The 11,461-nt window shown below is 43.4% G+C and carries 1 protein-coding gene; it reads right to left on the minus strand.

Features of this window, described 5'->3' with window-relative positions; all coding sequences use genetic code 11:
* Nucleotides 1-11,461: Ig-like domain-containing protein (locus tag R3X26_RS18315; protein WP_317718771.1), on the minus strand; the 11,461-nt coding region annotated here is incomplete at both ends.

Genomic DNA, 11,461 nt, shown 5'->3' on the forward strand with positions numbered 1-11,461 from the left:
GTCAGTTACTGTGACCGTTACATCGCTGTATTCGCCTGCACTCAAATCAAAACCGATACCTGAGCCAGCAATTGGGCCGGTTACTGTTCCGTTTAAGGTGTAGCTGTATGTCCATGAAGCCGTATCGTCTGGCAATGCCACATTAACGGTACCATCAGTAGTAATGTAATCGCCAGATACCCCTGTGTCTTCAGCCAGTGTTACCGTCGCCGCGGATGGCGCGATAGTGTCAATGGTGATCGCCTCAGCAGATTGGGTTGCTTCACTCTCATTACCATTTGCATCCACTTGTTTAACGACAATATCGCCTATTTGGTACTCGGCATCTGGTAACTCAAATGTAGCACTGTATGACCCATCACCGTTTGACGTTCGAGTTGTCGAGCCTGCTAACCAAGTCTCCCCACCATCAACAGAGTACAGCCAATTGTGCTGGTCCGATACTATACCGGACACCGTCACTGTCGATTCATTTGTTTCACCAGGACTGCTGAACTCAGTTTCTTCGGGAAGCTCTAGAGCAAGTGGTGCAACAGTAGATGAATAATCAACCGTCATGTATTCGGTCGTTTGATTACCATAACTGTCAGTAATTACAAATTCGATTTGATACGTACCATCTTCCACAGAAGCAAAACTGATGGTTTCGTTACCAGAGTTATCAAGCGTAACTTCAATCGATTCAGCTACCGCAATATTGTCTATTAATAATGTAGCAACAACTGTTACACCGGTAGTACTGGATGATGCGAACGTTACAGTAAATGTATCATCGTTCGTAGAATAACTATTTGTTGTGGCACCTTCTTCACCGTCATTGAGGACGTAAGTAAGTTCACTGTCCGCAATAGTGGTTTTTACATTGAAGCTTCCATCATCAGCCGCTTGTTGGTTTCCTGCCGAATCTTCGATGTACAACGTATAACTGTATTCTCCATCTGAAATATCGGATAAATCAATTGACCAGTTACCTGTGCTGCCGCTTTCAGTAAAGTCCACACTATCAGACATGTTGGAGTCATCATCTGCTCGAATAATATAACTCGTATCAGTTCCAGTTTCTGAATTGCTAACCACCAAAACCACTTTATTGTAATTATCGTCATCAAGATTAATCGAACCTGTTAACTGTATATGGTCTTCACCAGTCGTTGAACCAGAAGAAATAATACTGGATGAGTTACTCTCATCCACTTGGTTAATCGTAACTAAAGTAGCAGACTCATCCACATTAGGTGCTTGTGTATCAATAACGAACGTGCCGGTTTCACTGGTGGTATTTCCTACACTGTCTGTTACGGTAACCGTAAACTCATAAGAGCCATCGGTTAATTCATCAGCACCATTACTAACAGTAAAGTTACCATTTGCATCTACCACAACGGTCAAATCATTGGTTGTGTAACCAGTAGAGTCGCTCGTATTGGTTAGCGCAACGTCAACGATAGCATCCGCTTCTGCAACACCACTGATAAGAGCACCGGTTACCGTTTCTGCATTGAAGTATTCGTCGCCATTTTCCTCATTACCTAAAACCTCTAAATCGGTTATTGCAACGTCGGTATCAACAATAATATCTATCGAATCAGTACGACCGGAAGAATCAATCACAAACTGGTAACCATCAGCTAAGTCCTCAAGATCAAGTCCTGTATTGATAATTGTCCAAGTACCTTCAGCATCAGCAGTTCCAGATTGGTAATAAATATCATCACCATTTTGATCGGTAACAGCATTACCATCAGCATCGGCAAGATACACAATATAATCATCATTTGGCGATGATGTACCACTGAGAGCTAAAGTGAAACCAGAAGTAACCTCACCATTGATAACCAGTTGTTCATTGCCCTCGTCATCAGTAGTCACAACCAAAGAATCTGTTGAAGATTCATCAATATCAATGCTCACTGTGGTTGGTTTAATCGTAATTGTTCCATCAGAAAGCGACTGATTACCCGAAGTGTCGGTTGCCTTAATTTCATAAGAGTAAGGCGTATCCGAGGCGGCAAGTGTAATGTAATAACTATATTCACCTGCGCTGCCCACAGCAACATCGTGCCACTGTCCAGCTATATAAATTTCAAGCGTTGCGGTACTATCATCGACCGATCCTTCAATTATTACCGTGTTGTAATATGTTGTTAGTGACGGTGCTGCGTCTCCGGTGCCATTACTGGAGTCGATAACATCATAATCACTAAGGTCATCCGAATCAGTTGATGAAAGTGCAATCGTGGATAACTCTGGTGGCGTCACATCAACGGAGAAAGTAACCTCTACCCCACTACTCTGATTGGTACCTTGATCATCTTCCGCCGCTTTAACCGTAAAGGTGTGTGTCCCTGTATCAAGTCCAGTTTCAAATTCGTAAGTCCAAACCCCGTTACCATCGGCGTTTGTGGTACCAACAACGTTGTTCTCACTATCATAAATAGTGATAACTGCATTATCATCAGCCACACCGGTTAAGGTAGGAGTCGCATCGCTGGTAATACCATCGGAATCGCTATCTGAGCTAGCAGATAGCACAGCCGTGGTGCTAATAGTGCTGTCGTAATTTAAGGTTTTCTCAAAAATCGTTTGGTTACCATTTTCATCTGTGGCAGTGAATACTAAAGAATATTCACCAAACGAATCGGCTTGTTCCGTGTTTAAATCGGCTAATAAGCCAACAACGTCTAGACTAAAGCTGCCATCGGCGTTTAAGGTGATATCCGACGAATAATCAGTACCATTCACGGTAACAGTAAGAGAATTTAAGTTGTTGTTCACATCCTCTATTTCACCATTAATGACCATCTGAGTTTGTGAGCCCACAACCCACCATTCAGCATCACTTTCATATTGATCAGCGTCAACCAAGTCCGCTGTGTCTTCATCTGCGGTTAACGTTATAGACGTGAACACAGGGTCAGTAGAGTCATAATTGACCAGATAATTGTCACTATGCTCACTTTCATTGCCTGCATAATCGGTCGCGGTATAACTGTAGTAATACTCACCCGCTAATATATCTGTATCTGTACTACCCGAACCAATATCTAACTGCCAAACTCCACTATCATCAGCGTTTGTACTAAGAGTATAAACAGTGCTGACACCGTCATCTCCCGTTGAAGTGAAGTAAAACGTGATCGTGGCATTCGCTTCTGCTGTACCAGCAAAAACAGCTTCCTCATTTATGAAGTAAGGTGTCTCATTATCGGCGCTAACCGCTAGGTTATCGATGGTCTCAAGTTTAGGGGCTTCAGGCGCCAGATTATCAACTGTGACCGTATTGGATAAGGATTTACTCAATCCATTCTCATCTTCTACATCGATAGTATAGGTATACTCTCCATCAGCTAAGCCAGTAAAGTTTATCGCCCACTGCTGTACTTCATCGGTACTGCTTGAATCTGTTAACGAAAAACTATATTGAGATGATTCAATATCGTTACCAGACCCATCTTTTACGGTGATGCTAACATCATCAGTACTAATATTATCGTCCATTGCCCCTACAGCACTAAAAGACTTCTGCTGAGTATAGTAATCCGACGTTCCGCTTCCCAAGTATGATCCGATTATGGTTTCCCCAGTATTTGATTGGTATTGAGTGAAGGAAAGTTCCACTGGATCAATAGTGAAGGTTTGTAGTCCATCATCGGTAGTAGAAACAGAGTCCTCGCTTTGATTACCAGCAGCATCAGTCACCGAAATGCTATATCCAAAGGTTGTTGTTTGGTCAACATCAAGGTCTACTTCTGCAGCCCAAGTGTTGTTACTTAAAACCGTGGCAGTCACCGTTTTAGCAACACCACCAGACACTCTATTGCCTTCGCTATCTATTTCATAAACATTAACCGTGACAACTGAGCCTTCTTCTATTTCATCAGTGTTGTTTGTAAGACGACCACTGATATATATACTTTCAGCAGAGGTAATATAATCACCCGCTTGACCGTTATCATTAGAAGTATCGGAAGTAACATCATACAATGGCGTGACTCGTACAATGTCACTAGCGTTAGGCGCTGTGGTGTCAACAACAATATTTTCAATACTTTCTGTGGCCTGATTGCCCATATCGTCTGTGGCAGTGATAGACGCGGTATAAGTACCAGAAGGCAAATTACTGGTCACAGCTGCCTGCCACGTACCGTCCGAATCAACTTCCGTGCTGATGCTAGTATATACGTCACCATTGGAATCAAGAATATTCACTTCGACTATTGCGCCAACTTCGCCTTCTCCTTGGAATACAGGAGTTTGGTCATAAGTTATCTTGTCACTATCATCGCTGCCGGTATCACTATCGGCGTCCAGACGTACATTACTTAGTTCAGTTTGCGTATCTAATGCAAAGTAACCCGCATCAACAGTTTGACCGCTCACTTCCGGTGTCTCAATCGTGACATTTGTGGCGTTATTGCCTGCCGTATCGGTAGCGGTTACTTCATATTTATATTGAGCTTCTCCATTGGCATCCACTTGTAACATATCTACTTCTACTGTCACAGTAGCGACACCGTTGGCGTTTAGGCTAGCAGTACCCATTTCTACACCATCGACATAATAGGTCGCGGTGTTAATTGGCGTATCGTTAGCGACTATCTCAACTTCATAGCTATAATTAATATCTGCGTCGTCTAGATCGGTAATAGTTAAGATAACCGTTGTGCCCGCTTCTGCCGAAACGGTAAACACAGGGCTAGACTCACCGAGTACTGGCACAGTATAGTCATTGTTACCGTCGGTCACTGTTGTGGTAGCAGTTGATAGATCTTTAAGTTGTTGCTGTAAATCAGTATCGGTTTCATCCGCCCATGTATCATCTTCAACCGATAGATCTGGTTCAAGCTCAACCGAAACAATTTCAGGCCCAGTCATATCAATGATGACTTCCGACTCAACACTGCTGCTGTTTCCAGCGCCATCTTCTGACGTCACGGTATAAGTGTAAGTGCCATCAGTTAATTCTGTTGCGCCGTTTTCAAGTAAACTGATAGTCCATGATCCATCCTCCGAGTCGGCATAGGTTGTATAACTATTACCATCAATCACGATGGTAACCAAACTTCCGTGCTCTGCAAAACCAGTGAAAGTCGGCGTTGGATTACTGGTGATGTTATCGTCTATGTTGCCACTATCGGTATCGCCACCATGATCAAGGAAATCGGTATCATCGCCAAATGTGTCGTTGGTAGGTGCGTCTGGCGCGGAAGTATCTAGTGTAATAGCAAGATCATTACCTTCGGAATCGACCGTTTGAGTGGTGGTGTTTCCTGCTAGATCAGTCAGGATCACTTCATAAGTATAAACACCATCACCTGTAGCAGATAAATCAATATCGGCTGTCCAGTTGTTACCATCGATAACCCCGTCAAACGAAACATCGGTTAATTCTGTTGTTGTTCCATCCGTTGCAGTCACAGATAAAACAACCACTTCAACACGACTAATTAACGTTACTGGTTGATCATCAATAGTGGCCACTTCATCGGCAGAAAACGATCCTTCAATGGTTGGTGTGGTTGAACGCGTCACATTGTCATTGCGATCAGCATCATCTGTGTCGGTGAAAGTTGCAGCAGCACTGTCAGATTCAAAGGTTAAACCTTTCACTGTCGCGGCTTCTGGACTGGTCTCGTCAATCACAAAATCATAATTTGTGCTTGCTTCAGTAGAAGAAAGTGTCGCGTCTTCACCATCGATCGATGTGGTTAGAACGATACCTTCGTTGCTAATAGTTTTTGTAACGCCTTTCGAGTTAGTGGAACTAATTTGATATTCGTAGCCCGTGCCATCAACCAATAAGGCTTCTTGCTCATCGGTTAAGGTATAAGTCCAATTACCATCGTTATCTATGGCAATATCATCAATCGTTATCACCGTTCCGCTACTATCACTGATGGTGATAGAAACGCTGCTGTTTTCTTCACCAGTACCAGTAAAGGTGATGTCAGTTGAATCGACACTGGTATAATTGTATGCATCGTCAACGCCTGAATCGGAACTGGTTGTCAATTCGCCAGTTAAACTGTTTTCGATTGAAACAGTAAACGTCTTGGTTTCACTATTGGTTATATTGCCCGCACTATCAACTACCGTAACTGAATAACTGACTTCACCTTCAGCAAGATTAATGCTATCTGTGTCGCTACCGCTAGTGATATTTTCAAGGTCAGATAGATTAATCTCCCAATCTGTTTGACCTTTTTCAACTTCTACATCAAGGTTATAGGTGTTGTCTTCGCTATCGGTTACGGTAAGCGTAACGGTCACGGCGTTGGCATCATCTACTTTACCTTGGAAAATTGGGCTGCTATCGGCAGTGAAATCATCCACAACGGTATCTGAAACCATATCAAATTCCGTAACCGTCGCTTGAGTCGTATCTATTTCAAAAGTACTGTCGTTCGTTGGCGTGATAGAGGAGATATTGCCAGCAATATCGGTCATGGTGATATCGTAAGAATAACTACCATCAGTTAAACCGTCGAACGAATACTCGCTACTAGAAGTGTCTATTTGCCAGGCATTGTCACCATCTGATTCGACCCGAGTGGTGAATGTTTTAACCACAATGTCATCACTCGCTGCAACTACTTGGCTGATGGTTAACGTAATAAGCGCACCTGCCTCGCCATAACCCGCAAAGGTTGGTTTGGTATCGCTACTTATTTGGTCTGAATTGCTGTTGCCAGTATCGTTATCTGCTGTGTGTATATAACCTTCACTGGTCATTTCATTAACTGTACGGTCAATTTCAAATGATAAGTTATCGGTGCTATCCCCACCGTTTTCTTCCGTTAGCACGGTGACGTTGCCAGAAGCATCGACGGCAATCACTTGGTAAGTGTACTCGCCTTCACCAAGCGCGGAATTCGTTAACATATCATCAACTGAGACACCCCAGTTATATGTACCCGACGAGTTCGCACTATCACTGATCGTGCCAGAATAGATAAGGTTAGCATCATCATTCGCCAACGTTTCTATCTCTGAAAGATTAGATGTCGATGTAATCAAGTTACTACTGTCTTCTGCTAACAAAGGCGTATTATCAACGGTAAGCAACTGTACATAAATAGCCACACCATCGGTAACGGTGCCCTCTAACGTTGGTGCTTGGTTGGTAATATTATCCTGATTTTCTGATGAAATATAATTAGGATCATCATTAGCAACACTGGTTGAGTCGGTATCATCACTCACACCAGAAGCAGTAACAACGCTTTGAGTTACATCATAAACCACGTCACCCTGAATGGTTTTTTCGTTCCCTGCTGCGTCACTTGAGGTAATGCTGTAGTGATAAACGCCTTCATCTTCAAGATTATCTTGGTCTGCTAGTGTGAGAGTCCAATCCTCTAAAGTTCCATCACTGTCGTTATCAATAATAATGGTTTCGCTGTATGAATAACCGTTATCATTGGTGATAGTGACGGTGACACTATCACCATCTTCTGCTTGGCCATTAAAGCTTAATGCGCCATTATTGGTGGTGGTATCTGGCATGGTTACAATCACTGCGCCAGCGTCATCTTCAACCGTAACGGCAGAATCACTGCTGTCGATCTGATTAGCGTCAACTTCACCCGTTAATTCATTGACTAAATCAACCGTAAAGCTCGACGTTTCTGATGTGCTGCTATTGCCGGCTTCATCTTCCATGACCACATAATATTGCCATTCACCTTGTGAAAGTTGCTGAGAATCTGGTACATCTATACGCCAATCACCGGCTTGAGCGATAGACTGAACAATCTCAATTGTTGTGCTATCAGTCAGGTTAGTGAGATAAAGTGTCATCTCACCAGTTTCGGTTGTTGTTCCTTCAATGCTTGGTGTTATGTCGTTGGTATAAGCATCTGAATTCGAGTCACCAGTATCACTTTCAGTAGCAAGGCCAGTCACTGTTACCGTTGCTGCGCTGGTATCGACGGTAAACTCTTTGGTTGGTAAAGTGGTGCTGTTATTGGCGATATCAATCAAGGTAATATCGTATTGGTAGTTACCATCCTCTAATCCAGAGCCAATAACCTCGCTGTATCCTTCGCTATTATTATCAATAACCCAAGTATAGGTGTCGTCGGTATTTGGATCGGAATCTTCAATTGAAGCGCGAGCGGTAATAGTACCAATCTCAGTTCGTGTTTGACCATCATCAGACACAGAGTAAAGTGTTAACTCGATAACAGCATTCTGTTCTGCTGTCCCAGTTAGGCTAACCAAACCAGAATTAACAACATCGTACTCAGTTCCATCGGTTTGGGTGACGTTAATTAAATCATCAACGTTAGCACTAGCAGTATTTTCGTCAAATTGACTGTCGATAGTAAAACTTAATACATCGTCGCTGCTTGCGTTCTCACTATTGAGCTCAACCGCAACTGCATCCTCTATGGTTACGCCGTCATAAGCAATGACTTTATAGTTGTAACTGCCATCGGCACTACCATCTTCTGCGACTAAATCGCTCAGCTCTACCGACCAACTGCCGTCACTGTTCACTTCAGTGGTATACGTATATTGTTGCTGTGACGTCTCATCTTGCGAAAGGTCAATCACGTTTCCGTCACTATCAGTATAATTGAGCAAGACCACAGAGACAAAATCAGCGCCGTCGGTTGTTGTCCCTTGTAGCACTGGATCTAAATTGGTGATGTTATCTTCATTTTCAGCCGTATAAGTTGTGGCATCGGCATTAGGTTCTGAATCCGACTCATCGGTCAAACCTGCCGACGTAACCGTTACGGTAGAATTGGTTTTAACCTCAAAGTCCCCTTCATAGGTTTTGTTATTACCCGCTACGTCGCTAGAAGAAACCTTGTAGGTGTAATTGCCATCAGAAAGTTCACCGTCATCAAATCCAGCCTCAATTAATTTCTCTTTTGCTGTATCTGATCCTAAATCATAACTCCATGTGCCATCAGTTTCGGCTGGTACGGTAGTCTCGAAAATAGCCGCACCATCTTGGTCTAAAATAACTAAAGTTACGAAGTCATCGTCCGCTTCAATTGTTCCGGAAAAACTCGGCGTACTGTCATTAGTTAAACGCTCAGGGTTAGTCCAGATAGGGTTCTCGTCGGTTGAATCAGTGCTATTGTAGTAAGCTGATTCATAGTCATTAACTTGTGCTCCAGAGTCCATCTCTGCGGTCATGTCATTTGCAGTATCTACTTCAAATGTTTGCGCAGCAGATTGTGCTGATGTATTGCCACTTAAGTCGGTTGCGTTAACGGTGTATTGATAAGCACCATCAGCCAATGCACTAAAATCAGTATCACTACCTAGATCATAGTCCCACGTCCAGTTGCCAGTGGTGCTGTCGTAACGGGTATCGATACCCTCAATGACAATTGCTGCACCTTCTATTGGATCGCCATTACTGTCAGTTGGGGTTACCGTTAATGTAACTGTGCCTTGCTCACTAATCGCACCTTCAAACGCAGGTGCGGTGTCGGCGGTAATGCCATCTGTCGCCAAATCGCCCGAATCCGCGCTCTCACTTAATGTAAATGACTCTATGTTTGGACCAGAAACGTCAATAATTATTTGCGTTTCTTCACCTTCGACAATCGTTTCTGTGTTACCGGCAATATCAGTGATATCTACCTTATATTGATACGTTCCGTTACTAAGCGATTCACTATAATCGTTGTCGTCAATGCTCCAAGTACCGCTATCGGAAACTGACACCGTAGCAGTAGCACTGACGTCTTCTGATACCACGCCAAATTGGTCAACTTGGTAAACATATACCGTGACGGTGGAGTCCGTCTCACCGGTACCGCTAAAGTCCAAGGTCTGATCACCAGTAACAGTATCACCATTGCTATCCACTTCTGTGTCAGATTGCAGTGTTACAGTTTTAGGCGACACTTGGTTATCCAAGATGAACGTAAGATCATCATTTGATAAGGTTGTCGAGTTATTGCTCGCATCGGTTGCGGTTACGGTATAACTGTATTCACCATCAAGTAACCCATCATCACTATCTAGGCCTGTTAGAGTCACTTGCCATTGACCATCCGTTACCGTTGCCGTGTAAGTGTAGTCGTCAGCCTCTAATGGTGTACCGTCTTTGTCTACTAATGTTACGGTAACTAACATACCGTCTTCATTTTCAACAGTTCCTTCAAGTACAGGTGTAAGATTAGTGATATTGTCACTGTCTGATTCGCCAGAATCAGAGCCAGCAGTCAAACCAAGAGAAATAAGGTTACTTGGGTTACCTGTATCAAGAGTAAAGTCACCCTCGATATCGGTGTTATTACCCGCTAAATCACTTGACGTAAGTTGATAAGAATATGTTCCGTCTAGCGACAAAGCGCTATCAACATCAATAGACCAACCGCCGTTTACTACAGTAGCCGTAGTTGTGTACACTTGTGTGGTTTGGCTATCTTGCGTGTAGTAGATATAAAGTGTAACGACATCGCCTTCTTCACCCGTTCCAGCAAAGCTTGGCGTTGCATCATTTGTGATACGGTCAGGTTGTTCGATTAAAATCGACCCGTTAGCTTGCTCGGTAGTGGTGGAATCTTCAATCGAATCTGGACTTCCAGACGTCATTTCTCCGTAAAGCTCGTTTTCAGTATCGATAGTAAATGTGTCGCTACTTTCATCATTCGCGAGGCTTTCATTGCCAACACTGTCGGTTGCTTTCACACTAATCTGATAATCGCCATCGGTCAGTTCGATTGAGTTGCCTTCACTGTCGACCGCTTCGGCTAAGTTAATCGACCAGTTACCGTCTTCATCTACTGTGGTTGTGGTAAATTCGAAACTTTCTAGCAAATCACTTTGGTCATCGAGTAAGCTAATTGTAACCGTCACTTCGGTTGCAATATTGGTATTACTGACCACACCTTGGAAGATTGGCGTGGTGTCATTGGTGTAATTGTCGTAGAAAGAATCGCCACTATCACTGCTAGTCGCCAGATCAACAGACTCGATCACTGGCAATTCTAAATCTAATTCAAATGCGCCTTCAATTATTTGTTCGGTCGTATTGGTAGTGGCGTCGGTATTGCTGTTACCCGCAACATCGCTAGTAGTCACTTGGTATATGTATTGCCCTGAATCTAGACCTAGATTGTTATAATCTTCAGCGCTAATACTCCACTCACCATTAGCATCAACGGTTTGATCGACTGTACCTTGCGAAACTTTACTGCCATCTGCATTAACAGAAAAAAATTCGATGGTCACCGTTGCATCTTGTTCCCCATCACCAGAAAAGCTTGGCTGTTCAGGTAAAACTACGGTATCACCGCTTGCGTCAGCGGTCCCGCTATCGTAAAGCATGTCTGCGCTAAACTCATCGACTACAGTATCTATTTCGAACGTACCAGAAACAGGGTCTGACACACTGCCTAAATCATTCTCCGCAACAACTTGATAGCTGTATTCCCCATCCTCTGTTAGGCCATCAATTTCGACGGTCCAGTTACCATCAACAATCGAT

Source organism: Vibrio sp. TH_r3 (assembly GCF_033101115.1).
GTDB lineage: Bacteria > Pseudomonadota > Gammaproteobacteria > Enterobacterales > Vibrionaceae > Vibrio.